Genomic DNA, 22396 nt, shown 5'->3' on the forward strand with positions numbered 1-22396 from the left:
ACGACGTGACGCTCGCCCAGCAGGCGAAGCAGCCCGCGAGCGACACGGTGCAGGAGACCCCGAGCGACTGGGCCGGATCCCTGCTCTCCTCGATCGCGGCGGGGGAAGTGGAGCGGCCCCGGCGCCCGCACCGAGGTGCTGGGCTCCGGGGCCGCTCCGGCGTGCCGAGACTACGCGGAGAAGCGCGGGAAGGCGGAGCGACCCGCGTAGGTCGCCGCACCTCCCAGGATCTCCTCGATGCGCAGCAGCTGGTTGTACTTCGCGACGCGGTCCGAGCGGGCCGGGGCGCCGGTCTTGATCTGGCCGCCGTCCACCGCGACCGCGAGGTCGGCGATGGTGGTGTCCTCGGTCTCGCCGGAGCGGTGCGAGAGGATCGCGGTCATGCCGTTGCGCTGGGCCAGGGCCACGGCGTCGAGCGTCTCGGTGAGCGTGCCGATCTGGTTCACCTTGACCAGGATCGAGTTGCCGGCCTTCTCGGCGATGCCGCGGGCGAGGCGCACCGGGTTGGTGACGTACAGGTCGTCTCCGACGAGCTGCACCTTGTCGCCGATGGCCGCGGTGAGGTGGGTCCAGCCGGCCCAGTCGTCCTCGTCCAGCGGGTCCTCGATCGAGACCAGCGGGTAGTTGGCGACGAGGTCGGCGTAGTAGGAGGAGAGCTCCTCGGCCGAGAGCTTCTTGCCCTCGAACGTGTAGGCGCCGTCCTCGTAGAACTCCGAGGAGGCGACGTCGAGCGCGAGCCCGATGTCCTTGCCGGGGGTGAAGCCGGCGGCCTCGACGGCCTTGAGGATGAAGTCGAGCGCCTCGCGGTTGGTGGGCAGGTCGGGGGCGAAGCCGCCCTCGTCGCCGAGGCCGGTGGCGAAGCCGGCCTTCTTCAGCTGCGCCTTGAGCGCGTGGTAGATCTCGACGCCCCAGCGCAGGCCCTCGGAGAAGGACTCGGCGCCCAGCGGGACGGCCATGAACTCCTGGATGTCGACGCCGGTGTCGGCGTGCGCGCCTCCGTTGATGATGTTCATCAGCGGCACGGGCAGGGTGTGCGCGTTCGGGCCGCCGACGTAGCGGAACAGGTCGAGGTCCGACGACTGCGCGGCGGCCTTGGCCACGGCGAGGCTGACGCCGAGGATCGCGTTCGCGCCCAGGCGGGACTTGTTCTCGGTGCCGTCGAGCTCGATCAGCTCGGCGTCGACGAGGCGCTGGTCGGTGGCGTCGAAGCCCTCGATGGCCGGGCCGATCTCGTCGATGACGGCGTCGACGGCCTTCTGCACGCCCTTGCCGAGGTAGCGGTCGGAGTCGCCGTCGCGGAGCTCGTACGCCTCGAACGCGCCCGTGGAGGCGCCGGACGGGACGGCCGCTCGCGAGGACGCGCCGTCCTCGAGCAGGACCTCGACCTCGACCGTGGGGTTGCCACGGGAGTCCAGAATTTCTCGGGCGACGACTGCCTCGATAAGGGCCACAACTATCTCCTCTTGACGGGTGGGCTCCCGGAGACGGGAGCGGTCGGGAAGGAGTCTACTGACCGCCTCCGAAGCGCAGGAGACCGCGGCCGGTCGTAGACTCCCAGGGCCCGATCGCCGGACGGCCCGGGCGCACCCGCCGACCCGGAGGTTCCCCGTGACCACGACCGCCGCCGACCACGTCGACCGTCTCACCGCCGTCGTCCCGGACTTCCCGAGCCCGGGCATCCTGTTCCGCGACCTCACGCCGGTCTTCGGCGACGGCGAGGCCCTGCGGGCGGTGGCCGACGCGCTGATCGAGCCCTACCGCGGCCGGATCGACGCGATCGCGGGCGTGGAGGCGCGCGGCTTCCTGCTCGCCGCAGCGGCCGCCTACTCGGCGGGTCTCGGCGTCGTCACCATCCGCAAGCCCGGCAAGCTCCCGCGGGCCGTGCTGCGCGAGCAGGCGACCCTCGAGTACGGCGAGACGATGCTGGAGGTGCACGAGGACGCGGCGCCCCGCGGCTCGCGGCTGCTGCTGGTCGACGACGTGCTGGCGACCGGGGGCACGCTCGACGCGAGCCGCCGCCTGATCGAGCGCGCAGGGTGGAGCCTCGAGGGGATCGCGGTGGTCATGGAGCTCGACGGGCTCGGCGGCCGCGAGGTGCTGGCCGGCCACCGCGTCGACGCGATCGTCACCGTCTGACCGGGCCCCGTCGCTCCGCTCCCCCTGCCCTCCCCTTCCCGCGAGACGCCACCCGGGTATGCGACCCACCGGGCGAGCCGCACTCGAGTGGCGTCCCGCGGAAGGGGGAAAGCGACGGGGTCAGGTGAGGGAGAGGGACATCCGGGAGAGGACGAAGGTCTCGAGCACCTGCACGAGCATGTAGAGCACGAGCGAGACGCCGGTCACGAGCACGACCGCCGACCAGACGTCCGCGAACCGGGCCTGGGCGGACCATGCGTTGATCGCCCCGCCGATGCCCGCACCGGTGGAGAGCCACTCCGCGAGCAGCGCGCCCGTGATCGCTCCGGGCACCGAGATGCGGATCGCGGCGAAGAGCGAGGGCAGCGAGCCGGGGATGGCCACCTTGCGGATCGCGGTGAGAGTGCTGCCGCCGTAGACCGCGACCACGTCGAGCATCTGCGGGGAGGCGTTGTTGAGGCCGAAGGCGATCGTCACCAGCGCGGGGAAGAGGACGACGATCCCGCCGATGACCGCGACCGAGGCGATCGAGCCGGTCCCGAAGACCAGGATGATCAGCGGTGCCATCGCGATCAGCGGCACCGAGCGCAGCAGCATCGCGAACGGCATCAGCGCGTGCTCGATGCCCTTCGACAGGCGGAACAGGATCGCGCCGAGGATCGCCACGACCAGGCCGGCCGCGAAGCCGATCAGCGCGTCGCCCATGGTCACGGCGAAGAGCCCGCCCAGCTCGGCGCGGTGCTCCGCGGCCTTCGCGTCGGTCACCAGGTGTTGCCAGACGTCCCACGGGCCCTTGACCACGTAGGGCGAGACCCCGCTGAAGAGGACCACGCCGATCCAGATCGCCAGCACGATCACGATCGTCGACAGGGCGACGAGCAGGCTCTTGCGCAGGCTCTTGAGGGTCGCGCCGAGGGCGGCCGTGCGCAGCTGGCGCCGCAGCTCGTCGACCGCGAGGATCGATGTGGCCGTGGACTGCTCCGTGCGGTCGGGAACGGTGGTCGTCATGGTCATGCCCACTTTCCGGAGGACCAGGGCGCGATGAGGCGGCCGATCAGTCCGACGATGCCGTAGCCGAGGAGCGCGACGCCCGCGCAGAGGAGGAAGAGCGCCCAGACGCGGGGCGAGTTCAGGGAGACCTGCGCCGCGACCAGGATCGGGCCCACGCCCGTCTCGATCTTGCCGAAGTACTCGCCGAGGATCGCGCCGAGGAAGGCCGCGGGCACCGCGATCTGCAGCGCCGACAGGATGTTGGGCAGCGCCGCGATCAGACGGACCTTGCGCAGCTGGGTGAACCGCGAGCCCCCGTAGACCGTGACGACGTCGAGCGCCGCCTTGTCGGCCGCCTTCAGCCCGAGCAGGCTGCCGACGACCGTGGTGAAGAACACCGAGAGGCCGGCCAGGAAGATCGCCGTCGCGCTCGCCTTCCCGGGAGCGTCCGCACCGCCGAGGATCAGCAGCACGATCGCTCCGATGGCGACGATCGGCACGCAGTAGGTGATGACCGCGAGCTGCGAGACGACCCCCTCCAGCCAGGGCAGGACCAGCACGAGCGCCGAGAGCACGAGCGCGAGGAGGTTGCCCCAGAAGTAGCCGACGGCCGCCTCGCCGATCGTGACGGAGAAGTTGCGCCAGTAGAAGCCGGCGCCGTCCTCCATCGCGGTCTGCACGACCTGCACGGGAGTGGGGACGGGCGCGTAGGTCGCGGCGCCGGTGGGCGCGGTGACGAGCGCCACGATCCACCAGACGGCGACGATCGCGGCGACGCCGATCAGCCCGGTGAGCCACGGAGGCAGGGACAGGGCGCGGCGCGGGGCCGCGGGGAGCGTGGTGGCCACGGTGCCTCCTAGACGCGGTCGTCCGAGGCCGCGCCGCCGTCGCCGAACAGCAGCTCGGAGGCCTGGTCGACGTAGGCGTGGAACTCGGGGGTGCGCTGCATCTCGGGGGTGCGCGGGCGGGGGAGGTCGATGTCGATGATCTCCTTCACCCGTCCCGGGCGCGGGCTCATCACCGCGACGCGGTCCGAGAGGAAGATCGCCTCCGAGATGCCGTGCGTGACGAGGAGCGTCGTGGCGGGCTTCTCGGTCCAGATCCGCAGCAGCTCGAGGTTGAGCTTCTGCCGCGTCATGTCGTCGAGGGCGCCGAACGGCTCGTCGAGCAGCAGGACCTCGGGCTTGAGGATCAGGCACCGCGCGATCGACACGCGCTGGCGCATGCCGCCCGAGAGCTGGGCCGGCTTGGCCTTCTCGAAGCCGCGGAGGCCGACGAGGTCGATCAGCTCGTCGATGTAGGACTGGTCGACGCTCTTGCCCGCGATCTCGAACGGCAGGCGGATGTTCGCCATGACGCTGCGCCACGGCAGGAGCGCGTGGTCCTGGAAGGCGATGCCGAGCTTGTTGTCGCGGCGCAGCTCCTGGGGAGTGCGGCCGTCGACCCGGATGGAGCCGGACGTCGGCTCCTCCAGTCCCGCGAGGATGCGCAGGATGGTCGACTTGCCGCACCCCGACGGGCCGAGCAGGGCGAGGAAGCTGCCCTGGTCGGTGTGGAGGTCGGTGTCCTGCAGCGCCGCGACGCTGCGCGAGCCCATCCGGAACGTCTTCGACAGGCCGTGGATCTGGATGCCGGTGCCGCCGGCACCCTGGTCGCGCAGGGTGCCGGCGTCGGTCGTGTCGGTCACGAGTGGTGCCCTTCGTGAATCAGGATCAGGCCGCGTACTTCATCAGCTCGGGGTTCTCCTCGTAGACCTCGTCGAGGAGGGTCAGATCGAAGAGGTCCTCGGCCGTGACGTCGATCCCGGCGCCCGCGAGGGACGCGATGGTCTCGGACTGCAGCGTCTCGGAGATGGTGAAGAGGCCGTTCGAGACCGTCTCGTCCGAGACGACCAGTTCCTCGGCCTGGATGGTGGCGCCCTTCTTGGAGGACTCCTCGTTGAGGCCGAGGTCCTTGCCGTAGTTCTCGACGGCGAGCATCGCGCCCGCCTCCGGGTCGTTGACCGCGTCGGTCCAGCCCTTGATCTCGGCGACGAGGAACGCCTTCAGAGCGTCGCGCTTCTCGGCGATCGCCTGCTCCGACACCGAGAAGGTCTCGGCGACGAAGGGGAGGCCGTTGTCGGCGAAGGGCAGGTTGACGACCTCGTAGCCCTCGGCCGCGACCGTGATTGCCTCGTTCGTCAGGTAGGCGATGAAGCCGTCGACGGTGCCGTTGACGAGGACGGAGGGGTCGTACTCGACGGGGACGACCGTGAGGTCGGACTCGGAGAGGCCGTTCGCGGCGAGCAGCGCCTGGAACAGGGACGTGTTCGAGGCCTGGACGCCGATCTTCTTCCCGGCGAGGTCGGCCGGAGTGGCGATGTTGCCGGCGGTCTTGATCGAGAGGACCGTGAAGGGGTTCTTCTGGTAGGTCGCGCCGATGATCTTGAGCGGGGCCTCCTGCTGGGCGATCGCGGTGCCGATCGAGACGGCGTCGCTGAGCGCGACGTCCGCGCTGCCCGAGAGGAGCTCGGCCACGCCCGTCGAGGGGCCGGGGGTGAGCGTCACTCCTGCCAGGCCGGCCTCGGTGAAGTAGCCCTTCGAGTCGGCGAAGAACTCGCCCGCGAACTCCTCGTTCTTGATCCAGGAGAGCTGGACCTTGAGGGTGCCGAGGTCGCCGCCGTCCGCGGCGGACGCGCCGGAGGAGTCGGAGGCGCAGGAGGCGAGGACGGAGGCGCCGCCGATCGCGAGGCCGGCGACACCCGCCAGGCGGAGGAGGCTGCGGCGGTCGAAGGCCGGGAGGGAGCGGAGGGGCGACAGGGTCAAGGGGACTCCTCGGGTGGGGATCGTCAGGGCTGCTGCGGTGCGGTGCGCGGGGTCGCGACGGGGTGCCCGTGCAGGCGCGCCAAGCCGCGCCGATCGGGTGCCTCGACGCTATCCGGGGGAGATTTCTCGGGTGTGTCCGCAGATTTCGCGGGTATTAAGGCTCTCACGGATCCGACAAGGATCCGACCAGATCGACATGATCCTCTGACGGATCATCTGAGACCCTGTTCAGGCCCGATGGGACGGCCCCGTCAGCACCCGGCCCCTCCCGCGGACACGGCCCAGCGCCGGCAGCCGGCGACGCTCATCCGGAACAGCCGGTGCAGCTCAGCCGAGGTCCTTGAAGGAGAGGTCGGCGGCGGAGGCGGCGTCCCGCGGGACGAGCGCGAAGCGGGTGAAGCCCGCGGCGGCCGCGCGGTCCAGCAGCGGGGTGAGGTTCTTCGCCCGGCGCTCGAGGCGCACGCGCGAGCCCCGGGCGATCAGCTCCTGCTTGAGCGCGAGCAGCAGCTCGGGCGCCGCGTCGCGCTCGTGGACGAGGACGACGGCGTCGGGACGCTCGACGACGGCACCGCCGATCAGCTCGACGATCCGCTCGAAGCCGATCGAGAAGCCGCAGGCCGGAACGTCCTGACCGAGGAAGCGGCCGATCATCCCGTCGTACCGCCCGCCTCCGCCGACCGAGGAGCCCGAGGACGGGTGCGCGATCTCGAAGATCGTGCCGGTGTAGTAGCCCATGCCCCGCACGAGCGTCGGGTCGAAGCGGAGCGAGACGCCGGCGGGCAGCGAGCGCAGCGACCGGGCCAGGGTCTCGAGCGCGAGCACCGCCTCCGGGTCGATGCCCTCGGGCAGCACGTCGAGGATCGCGGACTGCTCGAGCGCCACTCCCCCGGCGGCGACCGCCTCCTCGATCCGCGCGAGGTAGCCCCCGAGGACCGCGGCCGCGTCCGGCCCGTCGGCCTCGAGCTCGGCGACGACCCCGGTGGCGCCGATCTTGTCGAGCTTGTCGATCGAGATCAGCGCCGGGCCGAAGCGCTCGGGGGCGAAGCCGCAGTGCTCGAGGATTCCGGTGAGGATGCGGCGGTCGTTGATCCGGATGGTGCAGTCCTCGAGGCCCAGCGCGTCGAGCGCCGCCGCGGTCGCCGTGATGAGCTCGACCTCGGCCAGCTGCCCGGGCTCGCCGATGATGTCGATGTCGCACTGCACGAACTGGCGGTACCGCCCCTTCTGCGGGCGCTCGGCGCGCCACACCGGCGCGATCTGCACCGAGCGGAAGACAGCCGGCAGCTCGGCGCGGTGCGAGGCGTAGAAGCGGGCGAGAGGCACCGTGAGGTCGAAGCGCAGGCCGAGGTCGGCGAGGGCGGACGCGTCGTCGACCGCCGCCAGGTCGTCGCGGGTGAGCCCGCGGCGCAGGACGCTGAAGGCGAGCTTCTCGTTGTCGCCGCCGAGCCCGGAGTGGAGGCGATCGAAGTCCTCGACCACGGGCGTCTCGATCTCGTCGAACCCGTGGGAGGCGTACACGCGGCGGATGACGCCGAGCGCGTGCTCGCGCTTCGCCTTGTCGGCGGGGAGGAAGTCGCGCATGCCGCGGGGCGGGGTGATCGGGGAAGCCATGACGGCGATTCTCCCAGATCGGCCGGGGCGGGCCGGCGGGCGCCTCAGTCCGCGCGCCGCTCCTGCTCCACCGCGCGGATCTCGTCCTGCAGGTCGCGCGTCGCGGTGCGGAGCGCACGCTCGGCGTCGAGCCCCTGGGCGCGGGCGGAGGCGACGATGGCCAGCAGCAGCGGGCCGAGGTCCTCCTCCGACTCGATGGGAAGCGGGCCCTGGCCGGCGTCCACGACGCCCAGCGAGGTCGCCTTGCCGATCACCTTGTCGGCGAGCGCGAGAGCCGGCATGCCCTGCGGGATCCCGTCGAGCACGCTCGTGCGGTGCGGCTTCTCGGTGCGCTTGAGCTCGTCCCACACCGCGATGACGTCGTCGGCCGTCTCGGCCGTGGCGTCGCCGAACACGTGCGGGTGGCGGCCGATCATCTTGGCGTTCATGTGCGCCGCGACGTCCTCGATGGTGAAGGGCTCGGCGCTCTCGGCCGCCAGGTCGGCGTGGAAGAGCACCTGGTAGAGGACGTCGCCGAGCTCCTCGATCAGGTCGGCCCGGTCCCCCGCCTCGATGGCGTCGACGAGCTCGTGCGACTCCTCGATCAGGTAGCGCACGAGCGACTCGTGGGTCTGCTCGGCGTCCCACGGGCAGCCGCCCGGGGCGCGGAGGACGTGGACGGTGCGGATGAGCTCGTCGAGCCGGGGATGCGCGGTCACCCCGCCATCCTCGCATCCGGTCCGGCCGCCTCCGCGGACATCCGGGCGGCGCGGGCGCCCGGGAGCCTCAGGCCCGCGCGAGACGCCGCCGCGCGACGAGGAGGCAGCCGCCGGCGACGAGCGGCACCGCGGCGAGGAGCCCGGGCGACGCCGCGACGGACACCGCGGTCGAGGCGCTGACCAGTGCACCCGCCAGGTTCCAGAGGACCACCGCGACTCCCGCGCCGTCCCCGATCGGGAGCGGCACCGGGCTGAGCAGCTGCGGCGGCAGCGGACCCCGGGTCGCATCCATCGCCCGCGCGGCGACGGCGGCGACGGCGGTCGCGGCGGCCACCGGCACCGCCGCGCCCGGGAGCAGCAGCGAGGCGGCGAGGGCGCCGAGCACCGCGACTCCGACCGCGAGCACCAGCGGGAGGACGGCGTGCAGGAGGAGCAGCTCGAACGGGCCGGGCGCGAGGAGCGCCGGCTGCCCCGCGGTCGCGGCGGCGTGACGGAAGCCGTCGCTCCAGACGCCGGCGCCGAGGTAGGCGAGCACGCCCGCCGCGGCGGCCGGGAGCGCGAGGAGGGAGGACGGCACGACCGCGGCGAGCACGGCGGCGGCGCCGGCGGCGGCCAGCGCGACGACCGCGACCGCCGAGCGTCCGGGAGTGCGCAGCGCGCCGATCGCGTCGCGCACCGGCACCGCGAGGGCGAGCGGGGAGAGGCGGACCGCTCGGAGCCCCCGCCCGATCGCCGGAAGGGCGCGGTACCCGTCGAGCGACTCGGCGAGATCGCCCGTCGCTCCGAGCCGGGCGGTCGCCGACCACTGCCGGGCCTGGGCGAGGAGCCGAGGTCCGCGCGCGGCGTCGAGCAGGCGGGGCGCCGCGGCCAGGAGGACCGCGGCCGACGCGAGCAGCACGGTCGCGGCGCGCACCTCCTCCGCTCCGCTCACGGCCGAGGCGAGGAGGCCGCCCGGCGTGGGCGCACCGGGCACGAGGGCCCCGAGGACCGCGAGGGAGGCGAGGAGGCCCGCCGCGAGCGCGGGGAGGCGCGAGGGCAGGCACTGACCGGCGAGCCAGGCGACGGCGAGGAGGCCGGCGAACGCGGCGCCGCCGACGACGGCCGCGAGGAGCGGCGCGGAGGCGGCGACGGCGAGGAGCGACGCGACGGCGGAGCAGCACGCCACGAGACCGGCCGACGCCCGGACCACGGGTCGGCGGAGCACCGCCCAGCGGCGCAGATCGGTCGCGAGCAGCACGGCCGTGGTGTGCGGCTCGCCCACCGCGGGTCCGCGCACCCGGCCCAGGAGCACGGCGGCGGGCAGGGCGAGACCCGCGGCGAGGGCGACCAGCGGCTCCGGCGCGGCTCCCGCCTCGGCGGCGAGGAGCGCGAGGGCCCGGGCGACGGGGAGGACGACGACGAGGACGGTCATCGCGGCGAGGTAGCCCGCGTAGGCGCGCGGACTCGGCGGAGCCGCGGCGCGGTGCCGGTGCAGAGCCCGCACCTCGGCGACGCGGGCCCCCTCCGCGCGCGTCACGCCCGCTCCAGCTCGACGACCCGCGCGCCCAGGCCCTCGATCAGCACGGGGCTGTGGGTCGCGACGACGAGCGCCCGGGACGCGGCTGCGCGCCGCAGCACCTCCGCGACCAGCGGCACCCGCTCGACGTCGAGCCGCTGCTCCGGCTCGTCGAGCAGCAGCACCGCGGAGGGACGGGCCAGCACGAGCGCGAGGGAGAACAGCTGCGTCTGCCCGGAGGAGAGCTCGTGCGGGAAGCGGCGGGCGAGCGGAGCGAGCGCGAGCGCGTCGAGACCAGCTGCGGCCTCGCGGCGGGCGTCGGCGACCGGCGCCCCCCACGAGACGGCCACCATCGCGAGGTGCTCCTCGAGGGTCAGATCCCGCTCGAAGGGCGGGGTGCCGATCAGGGCGGCGACGGCGCGGCGGTGGGCGGCGGAGCGCTCCTCCGGGGCGCGCCCGGCCACCGCCACGACTCCCTCGCTCGGAGCGGTGAGGCCGGCGATCACCCGCAGGAGCGTGGTCTTGCCGGTGCCGTTGCGGCCCGTCACCGCGACGCCCTCCCCCGCCTCCACCTCGAGCGAGCACGGGGCGAGCAGCTCGACCCCCGAGGCGCGCACCGCGACCCCGCGGACGGCGACCAGCGGGCCGGCGAGCGGCTCCGGCTCACGGGGACGTCGGGCGGCGAGGAGCGGCATGCCCTCCATCCTGCCAGCGCGCCCTCCCGCAGCGGCGACGGCCGCCGGAGCGGAGCGGCGCTCCACCGGGGAGCGCCGCCCCGAGGACCTCAGACGGTGACCGGCTCCGGGAACAGCGAGTCCAGGAGCGACGCCACCCACTGGATGAGCGCCCGGTCGCCGAGCGGGACGCCGTCGAGCACGGGCATCGGCACGACGACCGCGTCGGCCTGCTGCAGGTACTTCGCGGTCGGGTACATCCGGCGCAGGCGCACCTGGATCGAGTCGGGCAGGTGAGCGGGAGCCACGCGGACGTTCGAGCCCATCGCGACCACGTCGCTGAGGCCCGCCTTCTGCGCGCGCATCCGCAGCCTCGACACCAGGATGAGGTTCTCGACCGCCTCGGGCAGCTCACCGTAGCGGTCGGTCAGCTCCTCGACCACGAGGTCGATGCTCCCCTCCTTCGCCGTCGGCGACGACGCGGCCGACAGCTTCTGGTACGCCTCCAGGCGCAGCCGCTCGCTGTCGACGTACTCCTCCGGGATGCGCGCGTCGACGGGCAGCTCGAGCCGCAGCTCCGTCTGCCCCTCGGCGACCTCGCCGCGGAAGGTGTCGACGGCCTCGCCGATCATCCGCAGGTAGAGGTCGAATCCCACGCCCTGGATGTGCCCGGACTGCTCGCCGCCGAGGAGGTTGCCCGCACCGCGGATCTCGAGGTCCTTCAGCGCGATCTGCATGCCGCCGCCGAGGTCCGAGTTGGCGGCCAGGGTCTGCAGCCGGTCGTGCGCGGTCTCGCTCAGCGGCTTCGTCTCGTCGTAGAGGAGGTAGGCGTAGGCGCGCTCGCGGCCGCGGCCGACCCGCCCGCGCAGCTGGTGCAGCTGCGAGAGACCGTACTTGTCGGCGCGGTCGACGATCAGCGTGTTGGCGTTCGGGATGTCGAGGCCGGTCTCGACGATCGTCGTCGACACCAGGACGTCGAACTTGCGCTCCCAGAAGTCGACGATGATCCGCTCGAGCTGCGACTCGCTGAGCTTGCCGTGCGCGACCGCGATCCGCGCCTCGGGCACCAGCTGGGCGAGCTGCGAGGCGACGCGGTTGATCGTCGAGACGCGGTTGTGCACGAAGAACACCTGGCCCTCGCGCAGGAGCTCCCGGCGGATCGCGGCCGACACCTGCTTCTCGGAGTAAGGGCCGACGAAGGTGAGGATCGGGTGGCGCTCCTCCGGCGGGGTCGCGAGGGTCGACATCTCGCGGATGCCGGTCACCGCCATCTCGAGCGTCCGCGGGATGGGCGTGGCGCTCATCGAGAGGATGTCGACGTTCTTCTTCAGCGCCTTGAGCTTGTCCTTGTGCTCGACGCCGAAGCGCTGCTCCTCGTCGATCACGAGCAGGCCGAGGTCCTTGAAGACGATGTTGTCGCTGAGGAGCCGGTGGGTCGCGATGACCATGTCGACGGTGCCGTCGGCCAGGCCCTCGATCGTCTCCTTCGACTCCTTCGCGCTCTGGAACCGGCTGAGCGCCCGCAGGTGGACGGGGAAGCCGGCGAAGCGCTCCTGGAACGTCTCGAGGTGCTGGCGGACGAGCAGCGTGGTCGGCACGAGCATCGCGACCTGCTTCCCGTCCTGGATCGCCTTGAACGCGGCGCGCACGGCGACCTCGGTCTTGCCGAAGCCGACGTCGCCCGAGAGCAGGCGGTCCATCGGGATCGGCCGCTCCATGTCGGCCTTGACCTCGTCGATGACGGTGAGCTGGTCGGGGGTCTCGGCGAACGGGAACGCCTCCTCCAGCTCGCGCTGCCAGGGGGTGTCCGGCGGGAACGCGTGCCCGCGGGAGGCCATCCGGGCGGAGTAGAGCTTCACGAGCTCGACCGCGATGTCGCGGACCGCGCGGCGGGCCTTGCTCTTGGCCTGCGCCCAGTCGCTCCCGCCCATCTTGCTCAGCGCCGGAGCCTCGCCGCCGACGTAGCGGGAGAGCAGGTCGAGCTGGTCCGTGGGGACGAGCAGCTTGTCGCCCGGGAAGCCGCGCTTGCTGGGGGCGTACTCGAGCACCAGGTACTCGCGGCGGGTCTTGATCGCGTTGCGGCCCCCGCTGGAGACCTCGCGCTGAGAGAGCTCCACGAACCGGCCGATGCCGTGGGTGGCGTGCACCACGAAGTCGCCGGGCGTGAGCTGCAGCGGGTCGACGACGTTCTTGCGGCGCGAGGCGAGCTTCTTCACCGCTCGGGAGTCGTAGCCGACGGTGCGGCCGTAGAACTCCGTGTCGGTGAGCAGGGCGAGCTTCGCCTCCTCCACCTCGAAGCCGTGATCGACGGAGGCCTGCACCACGTAGGCGAGGCCCGTCTCGAGCCCGGCGGGGAGGTCGGCGACGATGCGGGCGGCGACCTCGTGCTCGGCGAGGACCTGGTCGGTGCGCTCGACCGTGCCGGTGCCGGGCGCGGTCAGGACCACGGTCCAGCCGTCGGCCAGGCGCGCGCGGACGTGGGCGAGGGCGCCCTCGACGCTCGCTCCGAAGCCGGGGACCGGCTCGCCCTCGACCCGGACGGCGAGGATCTCGTCGATCCCGAGCTCCTCCGGCAGCACCTCGGCCTCGCCCGCGGCGGGGCCCTGGCGGAACGTGCTCATCGTCCACCACGGGTGGTCGGGAGCGTCGGCGCCCGGGGCGCTGAGCTTCACGGAGTCGCGGAGCGCGCCGAGCGAGATGAACTCGCCCGAGGCGAGGTCGATGGGGGCCTCGGCGCCGGCGGTCGCCGCGCTCCAGGCCGCCTGCAGGAACTCGCGGTTCGTCTCGGCGAGGCTGATCGCCCGCGTCGCCACGCGCTCGGGGGCGAGGACCGCGACGGCCGCACCCTCGGGGAGGTAGTGCGAGATCGGGACCAGCCGCTCCAGCAGCGCGGGGGCGAGCGACTCCATCCCCTCGACCGGGATGCCCTCGGCGATCTTGGCGAGCATCGCCGACAGGCTCGGGAACTCGTGCAGCATCTCGCGGGCCCGCTGCCGCACCGCGGGCACCAGCAGCAGCTCGCGGCTCGGCGGGAGGACCACCGAGTCGGCCTCGCCCGGGAGCGAGCGCTGATCGGCCACGGAGAAGCCGCGGATGGAGTCGACCTCGTCGCCGAAGAAGTCCACTCGGCTCGGATGCTCGGCCACCGCCGGGAAGACGTCGAGGATGCCGCCGCGCACGGCGAACTCGCCGCGGCGCGTGACCATGTCGACCCGGGCGTAGGCCAGGTCGACCAGCTCGGAGGAGATGCGGCCGAGGTCGTAACCGCGGGCGCCCTTCACGAGTCGGATCGGCTCGATGTCGGCGAGGTTGTCGGCGACCGGCTGCAGCGCCGCGCGCACGGAGGCGACCACTACGAGGGGCCGCTCGCCCGACCACTGCTTCATCCGCCGCAGCGCGTCCAGGCGCCGCCCCACGATCTCGGCGCTCGGGCTGAGGCGCTCGTGCGGCAGCGTCTCCCAGGCCGGGAACTCGACGACGTCCGCGTCCGGCAGCATGCAGCCGAGGGAGGCGCGCACGTTCTCGGAGTCGCGGCCCGTGGCCGTGACCACCAGCGCCGCCTGCGGGCGTCCCGCCTCCGCGCGCCTCTCGATCAGCCCCGCGAGCAGGGGGACCCGGAGGCCGTCGGCCACCGAGAAGTCGGCGTCCCGCACCGCGTACGCGAGAGCATCGTCGAACGTGGAGGCGCGCGACAGCGCCGAGATGATCTCGTTGAGGGGCACGGATCCAGTTTACGGCCGCCCCGCGGGCCGACCGCCGAGGGAAACCCGAACCGTCGAGGAAGCCCGGGGCTGCGGTCTCCCTCGCCGTCCGGGGTCCCCTCGGCGGAGGGCGGGTCAGGCGCTGGTGTGGAACTTCAGCTGGGCGGCGGAGAGGCCGGAGTCGGCGATGAGCTCGACGGCGTCGGCGGCGTCCGAGACCAGGATCGGGAGCGCCTCGCGCTCCGGGCCGGCGAAGTCCTTCAGCACGAAGTCGGCGGCCTGCTGGCGGCCCGGCGGGCGGCCGATGCCGACCCGCACGCGCAGGAACTCGGCTCCTCCGGTCGCCGCGAGGATGTCGCGGATGCCGTTGTGCCCTCCGTGACCGCCGCCCTGCTTGAGGCGCAGGCTGTCGAAGGGGATGTCGAGCTCGTCGTGCACGACGATCAGGTGCGCCGGGTAGACCGAGTAGAAGTCGAGCAGCTGCGCCGTCGGCCCGCCGGAGAGGTTCATGAAGCTGTTGGGCTTGCCCAGCACGAGCTTCGGTCCGCCCGGGCGGAGGAAGCCCTCGGCGACCACGGCGTTGGCGCGGTTGTGCCGGCGGAACGAGCCGCCGATCCGCGTCGCGAGCTCGTCGAGCACCATCTGGCCGACGTTGTGCCGGTTGCGCGCGTACTGCGCGCCCGGGTTGCCCAGTCCGACGACCAGCCAGGTGTCACCCATGTCGTTCCTCTTCCTCGGGGGCGGCGGGGGGGGTCCCCGCCGGACGCGGAACGGGCCCGCCGCGGCTGCGAGCGGGCCCGTTCCCGGGGTGGTGCGGACTACTCCGCGGTCTCGGCGACGACGTCGCCCGAGGCCGGGGTCTCGTCGTCCTCGCCCAGGTCCTGCTCGACCTCGGCGGTGACGTTGACGATGAGCACCTCGGCGTCGGTGACCAGCGTGGCGCCCTCGGGGAGCGTGACGTCGGCGGCGGTGATCTGCGTGCCGGCCTCGAGGCCCTCGACGGAGACGACGATGTTCTGCGGGATGCGCGTGGCGTCGACCTCGAGCGAGAGGGTGTTCGACTCGATCGAGACGAGGGTGCCGGGAGCGGCGTCGCCCTCGACGTGCACGGGGATGTCCACCTCGACCTTCTCGCCCTTGTTGATGACGACGAGGTCGATGTGCTCGATGATCTGGCGCACCGGGTCGCGCTGGATGTCCTTCACCAGCGTGGTCTGCGCGGCGCCCTCGATGTCGAGCTCGAGGATCGCGTTCGCCTTGCGGGTGAGCAGGAGCACCTGGTGGCCCGGGAGGGTGAGGTGCTGGGGCTCGGTGCCGTGGCCGTAGAGGACCGCGGGGATCTTGTCCTGCGCGCGGATCTTGCGGGCGGCGCCCTTGCCGAACGAGGTGCGGACCTCGACGACGACCTTGTTGGTCAGTTCAGCCATGATGTTCTCCTTGGGCGGCGCGCACGCCACCGGATCGGGTCGTGGCCTGCGGCCACGGACGGTTTGTCGACTCGAACGCATGTCAGCGTGAGGAGAAGTCCGTGGCGCCCCGTGGGGGCCTCGCCTGCTTCCACCGCGTCGATCACGGATGCACGTGCATCCCTCGCCGAAGTTCAGCTGCCGATCCTACCCGGCATCGCGGCCGCCCGCCAGCAGGCGGTCGCGCCGCCGGACTCGGAGCCGGACGTCCAGGCGGACCGCCTACCGTGCGGGTATGACGAGCGACGACTTCGGCTCCTACGTCGAGAAGAACGGCTTCCACCGCGACACGAACTACATCCCGACGCGGATCACCGCCGACGGTCGCGACGGGTACCCGGTGGAGACGGGACGCTACCGCCTCGTGGTCTCCCGCGCCTGCCCGTGGGCGAACCGCGCCGTGATCGTGCGGCGCCTGCTCGGTCTCGAGGACGCCCTCTCGATGGGCATCTGCGGGCCCACGCACGACAAGCGCAGCTGGACCTTCGACCTCGATCCGGGCGGCGTCGACCCGGTGCTGGGCATCCCCCGCCTCCAGGACGCGTTCTTCGCCCGCTTCCCCGACTACCCGCGCGGGATCACCGTCCCGGCCCTCGTGGACATCCCGAGCGGCCAGGTCGTCACCAACGACTACCCGGTGATGACGCTCGACTTCTCCACCGAGTGGACCGCGTTCCACCGCGACGGCGCCCCCGACCTCTACCCCGAGGAGCACCGCGAGGAGATCGACGAGATCGCCGAGCTGGTCTTCCACGACGTGAACAACGGCGTCTACAAGTGCGGCTTCGCCGGGTCGCAGCGCTCCTACGACCGGGCCTACGACCGCCTCTGGGCGCGGCTGGACTGGCTGGAGGAGCGGCTGAGCACCCGCCGCTACCTGGTCGGCGACACCATCACCGAGGCGGACGTGCGGCTCTTCACGACGCTCGCCCGCTTCGACGCCGTCTACTACAGCCACTTCAAGGCCAACCGGAACCTGCTGTCGGCGATGCCCGCGCTCTGGGGCTACGCCCGGGATCTGTTCGCCACTCCGGGGTTCGGCGACACGATCGACTTCACCCACATCAAGTCGCACTACTACGAGGTGCAGCGGGACATCAATCCGACCGGCGTCGTCCCCAAGGGCCCGGACCTCTCCGGCTGGCTCGTCCCCTCGCGCCGCGAGGAGCTCGGCGGCCGCCCGTTCGGCGACGGCACTCCCCCGCCGCCGCCGATCCCGTCGGAGCGCGTCCCCCTCGGCCACGGCGCCTGACCGGCTCCGGTCGCGGTCGTCGCGGCGCGCGCAAGACCGTGCGCGCGCCGCACGACCGATGTGCAGCCGGGAGACGGCTCGGACCCGGGCTCCCCGGAACGACCCGGGGCTAGCCTGGGCTCGCCCCTGAACGCGAACGTCGAGGAGAACCGTGTCTGACAAGCCCACCGCCACAGCCAACATCGGAGTCGTCGGTCTGGCGGTGATGGGCTCGAACCTCGCCCGCAACCTCGCCAGCCGCGAGGGCAACACGGTCGCGGTGTTCAACCGCTCCTACGGCCGCACCGAGACCCTCATCACGGAGCACCCGGAGGCGGGCTTCGTCGCCTCCGAGACCATCGAGGACTTCGCCGCCTCGCTCGCCACCCCGCGCACCGCGATCATCATGGTCCAGGCCGGCCGCGGCACCGACGCCGTGATCGAGCAGCTGACGAAGGTCTTCGAGCCCGGCGACATCATCGTCGACGGCGGCAACGCGCTCTTCACCGACACCATCCGCCGCGAGAAGGCTGTCCGCGAGACCGGCATCCACTTCGTCGGCACCGGCATCTCCGGCGGCGAGGAGGGCGCGCTCAAGGGCCCGTCGATCATGCCCGGCGGCTCGGTCGAGTCCTACAGGACCCTCGGCCCGATCCTCTCGTCGATCGCCGCGGTCGCCGAGGGCGAGCCCTGCGTCACCCACATCGGCACCGACGGCGCCGGCCACTTCGTCAAGATGATCCACAACGGCATCGAGTACGCCGACATGCAGCTCATCGCCGAGGCGTACGACCTGCTCCGCACCGTCGGCGGACACGAGCCCGCCGCCATCGCCGAGGTCTTCGACGCCTGGAACAAGGGCGACCTCGAGTCGTACCTCATCGAGATCACCGCCGAGGTGCTCCGCCAGGTCGACGCCGACACCGGCAACCCCTTCATCGACGTCGTCCTCGACCAGGCCGGCTCGAAGGGCACCGGCGTCTGGACCGTGCAGAACGCGCTCGACCTCGGCGTCCCCGTCGGCGGCATCGCCGAGGCCGTCTTCGCCCGTGCCGTGTCCTCCCACCCCGAGCAGCGCGAGGCCGTGCAGGCCCGCGTCACCTCGCGCCCGACCCCGGTCGAGAAGTACGAGGGCTTCGAGGACGACGTGCGCGCCGCGCTCTACGCCTCCAAGGTCGTCGCCTACTCGCAGGGCTTCGACGCGATCATCGCCGGGGCCGAGAAGTACGGCTGGGAGATCGACAAGGGCGCGGTCGCCAAGATCTGGCGCGCGGGCTGCATCATCCGCGCCCAGTTCCTCAACCGCATCGTCGACGCCTACGACGAGAACGCCGGCATCACGACCCTCCTCGAGGACCCGTACTTCGCCGAGGCCGTCGCCAACGGCGAGGCCGCCTGGCGCCGCATCGTCTCGACCGCTGCGCTCTCGGGCGTGCCGATCCCCGGTTTCGGCGCCGCGCTGTCGTACTACGACTCGCTCGCCTCCAAGCGCCTCCCGGCCGCTCTCGTTCAGGGTCAGCGCGACTTCTTCGGAGCGCACACCTACAAGCGCGTCGACAAGGAGGGCACCTTCCACACGCTGTGGTCGGGCGACCGCACCGAGGTCGAGCAGGACCCCTCCACGCACTGACCCGCGTCGCACGGGAAGGCGCCCCCGCCTGCAGGATCCTCGGATCCTCGGGCGGGGGCGCCTTCCGCGTCGGGGAGGGAGCTCCCCCGTCGTCAGCGGAGCCGGGCGGTGGCGTCCGGCTCCCCGAGCGGGCGCTCGACGCCCGGGCCGGCTGACCCCTCAGGTCCGGAAAGCCCGCGCGATCAGGAGCGCCGCCAGGAGCACCGCTGCGGCGGCCGCCGTGGCCGCCGGGAGGGCGAGCAGGAGCAGCAGCGAGACCGCGGCCGACGCGAGGGCGGGCCCGCTCGCCCCGGCAGCTCCGTGGTCGAGGCGCCGCACGATGGTCGCCACCAGCAGAGCGGCCACGGCGAAGGCGAGCAGCGCGTCGGCGTCGAGGATCACGACCGCGAGCACGGCGACCAGGCAGAGGACGAGCTGGGCCGCCGCCGGCACGCCGGTCCTGCGGTTCCTGGTGGCGAGCACCGCCGGGATCTCCCCCGCGCCGGCGAGACGGACGAGGGCGCGCGCATCCCTCCTCCCGAGGTCGAGGAGCGCGAGCAGGACCGCGATCACCGCGGCGGCCCCGACGAGCCCGGACGCGGGCGTGCCCCGGGTGACAGCGCTCAGGGGGGTCTCCGAGGACGCGAGGACCTCGGGACCGGCCGCCAGGAGCAGACCGGTGCCGAGCGCGGCGGCGGCCGCCGTGGCGATCCCGATGCGCAGCAGGGCGGGGCGGAGAGCCGTCACCGCGCCGGAGCGGGAGGTCGGCAGGAGGATCAGGAGCAGGGCCGCGGCGGTGCCGGCTCCCAGCGGCCCTCCGTCGCGCAGCGGGTCGAGCGGCGCGGGGTCCGGAGGGGACACCAGCACGATCACGGCGGCGGCGGCCAGCAGGACGACGACCGCACCGACGAGGAGCAGGACCGGGCGGGCGGGGAGGCGCCCGCCGCGCAGACCGAAGAGCGCGACGGCCACGAGCAGCAGGACGGCCAGAGGCCGGGCCGCTCCCCCGAGGACCGACTGGGCCGCGGTCAGGGCCAGCGCGGCCGAGGCGAAGGCGCGCCCGACGATCCCGAGCCACTCGGAGGAGGGGCCGTCGTGGACGGTGCGCCCGGCGTCGGCGACGGCGCTCAGAGCCGCGGCGGCCGCCGCGACGGCGAGCCCGAGGAGCAGCCACCAGCCCGCCGCCGCGGCGGCCGGCGACCAGACCAGGAAGACCGCCGCCAGGGCGAGGGTCGCATCCGAACGCTGGGGCACGGCCTCACCCTAGGCGGTGGAGCCGGGGCGGGACCCGGGTGCGCCGTGCAGGGCGCACCCGGGGTGCGGGGTCCTACGCGTCGCCGTCGAACATCGACGTCACCGAGCCGTCGTCGAAGACCTCGTGGATGGCGCGGGCCAGCAGCGGAGCGATGGGCAGGATCGTCAGGCGGTCCCAGGTCTTCTCCGGCGGCAGCGGCAGAGTGTCGGTGACGACGACCGAGTCGATGAACTCGGAGCTCAGGAGCTCGACCGCCGGGTCCGAGAAGACGGCGTGGGTGGCCGCGACGACCACGCCGATCGCGCCCGCCTTCTTCAGCGCCTCGGCCGCCTTCGCGATGGTGCGCCCGGTGTCGATGAGGTCGTCGACGAGGAGGCAGACGCGGCCCTTCACCTCGCCGACGATCTCGTGGACGGAGACCTGGTTGGCGACCTTCGGGTCGCGGCGCTTGTGGATGATCGCCAGCGGGACGCCGAGCTTGTCGCTCCAGATGTCGGCGACGCGGACGCGGCCCATGTCGGGCGAGACGATAGTGAGGGTCGAGGGGTCGAGCTTCTCGCGGAAGTGCTCGAGCAGCACCGGCATCGCGAAGAGGTGGTCGACGGGGCCGTCGAAGAAGCCCTGGATCTGCGCCGCGTGCAGGTCGACCGACATGATCCGGTCGGCTCCCGCCGCCTTGAAGAGGTCCGCGACGAGGCGGGCCGAGATCGGCTCGCGGCCGCGGCCCTTCTTGTCCTGGCGCGCGTAGGGGTAGAACGGGGCGACCACGGTGATCCGCTTGGCGGAGGCGCGCTTGAGCGCGTCGACCATGATCAGCTGCTCCATCAGCCACTCGTTGATCGGGGACGTGTGCGACTGGAGGACGAACACGTCGCCTCCGCGGACCGACTCGCCGTAGCGGACGTAGAGCTCGCCGTTGGCGAAGGTGCGCCCCTCGGTCGTGACGAGCTCGGTCCCGAGCTCGGCGGCGACCGCCTCCGCCAGTGCCGGATGCGCCCTCCCCGAGACGAGGACCAGGCTCTTCTTGTTGCTGGCGGTGATGCCGGTCACTGTGCTCCGCTTCCTCCGGTGGGCGCCTGGTCGGATCCGGTGGGATCCGACGCCAGGGCCGCCTCGGCGGCGTCGGCCGCTGCGGTGCCCGGACGGTGGGTCTGCACCCACCCGGCCATGTTGCGCTGCGGAGCGACGGTGATCCCGAGGGCTCCGGCGGGGATGTCCTTGCGGATGACCGTGCCGGCGCCCGTGTACGCTCCGTCACCGATTCTAACGGGGGCGACGAAGACGTTGTGCGACCCCGCACGCACGTGCGAGCCCACCACGGAGGACGCCTTGCTCACCCCGTCGTAGTTGGCGAAGATCGAGCCGGCGCCGATGTTCGACTCCTCGCCGATGACCGCGTCGCCGACGTAGGAGAGGTGCGGGACCTTCGATCCCTCGCCGATCACGGCGTTCTTGGTCTCGACGTAGGTGCCGATCTTGCCGCGGGCGCCGAGCACGGTGCCGGGGCGGAGGAACGAGAACGGGCCGACCTGGGCCTTCGCGCCGATCACGGCGAGCGTCGCGTCGGAGCGCTTCACGACCGCGTCCTCGCCGACCTCGCAGGAGTCGAGCGTGGTGTCCGGGCCGATGACCGCGCCGGTGGCGATGACGGTCGGGCCCTTGATCTGCGTGCCCGGGAGGATCTCGACGTCCGGGGCGAGGACCGCGTCCACGTCGATCCAGGTGGTCGCCGGGTCCTGGATCGTGACGCCCTCGAGCTGCCAGCGGCGCACGATGCGTGCGTTGAGCTCGAGCGCCGCGTCGGCGAGCTGGGCGCGGTCGTTGATCCCGGCCACGAGCCAGCGGTCCTGCACAGGGACGGCCTCGATCGCGCGGCCGGCGGCCTTGAGCGCGGCGGCGGCGTCGGTGAGGTACTTCTCCCGCTGAGCGTTCTCGGTGCCGATCGCGCCGATGACCGAGCGGAGCGCGGCGGCGTCGAAGGCGTAGACGCCGGCGTTGATCTCGGTGAGGTCGAGCTCGTCGGGGCTGGCGTCCTTCTGCTCCACGATGGAGGCGAAGGCTCCGTCGGCGCCGCGGACGATCCGGCCGAAGCCGGTCGGGTCCTCGAGCACGCAGGAGAGCATGGTGAGCGCGTTCGCCGCGGCGAGGTGCTCGTCGACCAGGCGGCGGAGGGTCGGCGCGTCCAGCAGCGGGACGTCGGCGCTCAGCACGACGACCGTGCCGGCGAAGGACTCCGGGAGCGCCGCGAGGCCCTGCTCGACCGCGCGGCCGGTGCCGGGCGTCTCGTCCTGGTCCACCACCAGCGCGGAGGGCGTGTGCTCGAGGACGGCCTCGGCGACCCGGTCGCGCTCGTGGCGCACCACGGTGACGACGTGCGCCGCGTCGAGCGAGGCGGCCGTGTCGAGCACGTGCCCGAGCAGCGGCCTCCCGGCGAGGCGGTGCAGGACCTTCGGGGTGCGGGACTTCATGCGGGTGCCCTGGCCTGCCGCCAGGATCACGACGGCGAGCGTGCTGTCTGCCATGTTCTTCGCGTTCTCCTCCGTGAGCGCACCGTCCTGGTGCCGCTCCGCCACCAGGATTCGAACCTGGACCGGACAGCTCCAAAGGCTGCCGTGCTGCCGTTACACCATGGCAGACAGCACGCTCGCCGTCGTGATCCTGGCGGCAGGCCAGGGCACCCGCATGAAGTCCCGCACCCCGAAGGTCCTGCACCGCCTCGCCGGGAG

General features: G+C 72.8%; 19 protein-coding genes and 1 tRNA gene. 4 read left to right on the forward strand and 16 right to left on the reverse strand.

Annotation, left to right across the window (positions count from 1 at the left end; translation table 11 throughout):
* Positions 1-170: 170 nt before the first annotated feature.
* Positions 171-1451 (reverse strand): phosphopyruvate hydratase, encoded by a 1281-nt coding sequence (gene eno / locus C5C36_RS16230; protein ID WP_104222361.1) that lies wholly within the window; start codon positions 1449-1451, stop codon positions 171-173.
* Between the two features lie 157 nt (positions 1452-1608).
* Here eno and C5C36_RS16235 point away from each other — a divergent pair, with 157 nt between their 5' ends.
* Positions 1609-2136 carry an adenine phosphoribosyltransferase gene (locus C5C36_RS16235; protein ID WP_104222360.1) on the forward strand — a complete coding sequence of 176 codons (528 nt, stop codon included), beginning with the start codon at positions 1609-1611 and terminating at the stop codon, positions 2134-2136.
* Between the two features lie 120 nt (positions 2137-2256).
* Here the strand turns inward: C5C36_RS16235 and C5C36_RS16240 are convergent, their stop codons facing one another.
* From C5C36_RS16240 to C5C36_RS16285, 11 genes are all read right to left on the reverse strand, one after another.
* A complete protein-coding gene (locus tag C5C36_RS16240) occupies positions 2257-3144 on the reverse strand; it encodes an ABC transporter permease (protein WP_244230660.1) in 888 nt (295 codons plus the stop codon).
* A gap of 2 nt (positions 3145-3146) precedes the next feature.
* The gene (locus tag C5C36_RS16245; protein WP_258072322.1) at positions 3147-3974 is read right to left on the reverse strand and encodes an ABC transporter permease; all 828 of its coding nucleotides are present in this window, start codon (positions 3972-3974) and stop codon (positions 3147-3149) included.
* Between the two features lie 8 nt (positions 3975-3982).
* Positions 3983-4723 carry an ABC transporter ATP-binding protein gene (locus tag C5C36_RS16250; RefSeq protein ID WP_104288235.1) on the reverse strand — a complete coding sequence of 247 codons (741 nt, stop codon included), beginning with the start codon at positions 4721-4723 and terminating at the stop codon, positions 3983-3985.
* A gap of 115 nt (positions 4724-4838) precedes the next feature.
* Positions 4839-5930, reverse strand: a complete 1092-nt coding sequence (locus tag C5C36_RS16255; RefSeq protein WP_258059873.1) for an ABC transporter substrate-binding protein — start codon at positions 5928-5930, stop codon at positions 4839-4841.
* A gap of 327 nt (positions 5931-6257) precedes the next feature.
* A complete protein-coding gene (gene hisS / locus C5C36_RS16260) occupies positions 6258-7541 on the reverse strand; it encodes a histidine--tRNA ligase (protein WP_104222357.1) in 1284 nt (427 codons plus the stop codon).
* A 44-nt stretch (positions 7542-7585) separates the two neighbouring features.
* On the reverse strand, positions 7586-8239 hold the full coding sequence (locus tag C5C36_RS16265) for a MazG family protein (protein ID WP_104222356.1): 654 nt from the start codon (positions 8237-8239) through the stop codon (positions 7586-7588).
* A 67-nt stretch (positions 8240-8306) separates the two neighbouring features.
* Complete coding sequence (locus C5C36_RS18155) at positions 8307-9755, reverse strand: hypothetical protein (RefSeq protein WP_258072323.1); 1449 nt, start codon at positions 9753-9755, stop codon at positions 8307-8309.
* Positions 9752-10429 (reverse strand): ATP-binding cassette domain-containing protein, encoded by a 678-nt coding sequence (locus tag C5C36_RS16270; protein WP_104248106.1) that lies wholly within the window; start codon positions 10427-10429, stop codon positions 9752-9754. The genes C5C36_RS18155 and C5C36_RS16270 overlap by 4 nt, the downstream gene beginning before the upstream one ends.
* Positions 10430-10518: 89 nt before the next feature.
* Positions 10519-14130: a transcription-repair coupling factor gene (mfd, locus tag C5C36_RS16275; protein WP_104310050.1), complete on the reverse strand. Its 3612-nt coding sequence runs from the start codon at positions 14128-14130 to the stop codon at positions 10519-10521.
* Between the two features lie 114 nt (positions 14131-14244).
* On the reverse strand, positions 14245-14829 hold the full coding sequence (pth, locus tag C5C36_RS16280) for an aminoacyl-tRNA hydrolase (protein ID WP_104310051.1): 585 nt from the start codon (positions 14827-14829) through the stop codon (positions 14245-14247).
* 98 nt (positions 14830-14927) lie between these two features.
* Positions 14928-15536 (reverse strand): 50S ribosomal protein L25/general stress protein Ctc, encoded by a 609-nt coding sequence (locus C5C36_RS16285; protein WP_104238997.1) that lies wholly within the window; start codon positions 15534-15536, stop codon positions 14928-14930.
* Positions 15537-15810: 274 nt separating this feature from the next.
* Here C5C36_RS16285 and C5C36_RS16290 point away from each other — a divergent pair, with 274 nt between their 5' ends.
* On the forward strand, positions 15811-16827 hold the full coding sequence (locus tag C5C36_RS16290) for a glutathione S-transferase family protein (RefSeq protein ID WP_104260317.1): 1017 nt from the start codon (positions 15811-15813) through the stop codon (positions 16825-16827).
* Between the two features lie 151 nt (positions 16828-16978).
* Positions 16979-18436: an NADP-dependent phosphogluconate dehydrogenase gene (gene gndA, locus C5C36_RS16295; protein ID WP_104233684.1), complete on the forward strand. Its 1458-nt coding sequence runs from the start codon at positions 16979-16981 to the stop codon at positions 18434-18436.
* Between the two features lie 159 nt (positions 18437-18595).
* Here the strand turns inward: gndA and C5C36_RS16300 are convergent, their stop codons facing one another.
* From C5C36_RS16300 to C5C36_RS16315, 4 genes are all read right to left on the reverse strand, one after another.
* On the reverse strand, positions 18596-19669 hold the full coding sequence (locus C5C36_RS16300) for a hypothetical protein (protein WP_104310052.1): 1074 nt from the start codon (positions 19667-19669) through the stop codon (positions 18596-18598).
* 73 nt (positions 19670-19742) lie between these two features.
* Positions 19743-20720 (reverse strand): ribose-phosphate diphosphokinase, encoded by a 978-nt coding sequence (locus C5C36_RS16305; protein ID WP_104222342.1) that lies wholly within the window; start codon positions 20718-20720, stop codon positions 19743-19745.
* Positions 20717-22192 (reverse strand): bifunctional UDP-N-acetylglucosamine diphosphorylase/glucosamine-1-phosphate N-acetyltransferase GlmU, encoded by a 1476-nt coding sequence (glmU, locus tag C5C36_RS16310; RefSeq protein ID WP_104310054.1) that lies wholly within the window; start codon positions 22190-22192, stop codon positions 20717-20719. Before glmU ends, C5C36_RS16305 begins: the two co-directional genes overlap by 4 nt.
* A gap of 42 nt (positions 22193-22234) precedes the next feature.
* Positions 22235-22306 (reverse strand) — tRNA-Gln (locus C5C36_RS16315).
* Here C5C36_RS16315 and C5C36_RS18300 point away from each other — a divergent pair.
* A partial coding sequence (locus C5C36_RS18300; protein ID WP_181133844.1) for a 2-C-methyl-D-erythritol 4-phosphate cytidylyltransferase occupies positions 22299-22396 on the forward strand: 98 nt, incomplete at its 3' end. The genes C5C36_RS16315 and C5C36_RS18300 overlap by 8 nt on opposite strands.

This window comes from Rathayibacter sp. AY1G1, from assembly GCF_002932095.1.
In the GTDB taxonomy this organism is placed as follows: Bacteria; Actinomycetota; Actinomycetes; order Actinomycetales; family Microbacteriaceae; genus Rathayibacter.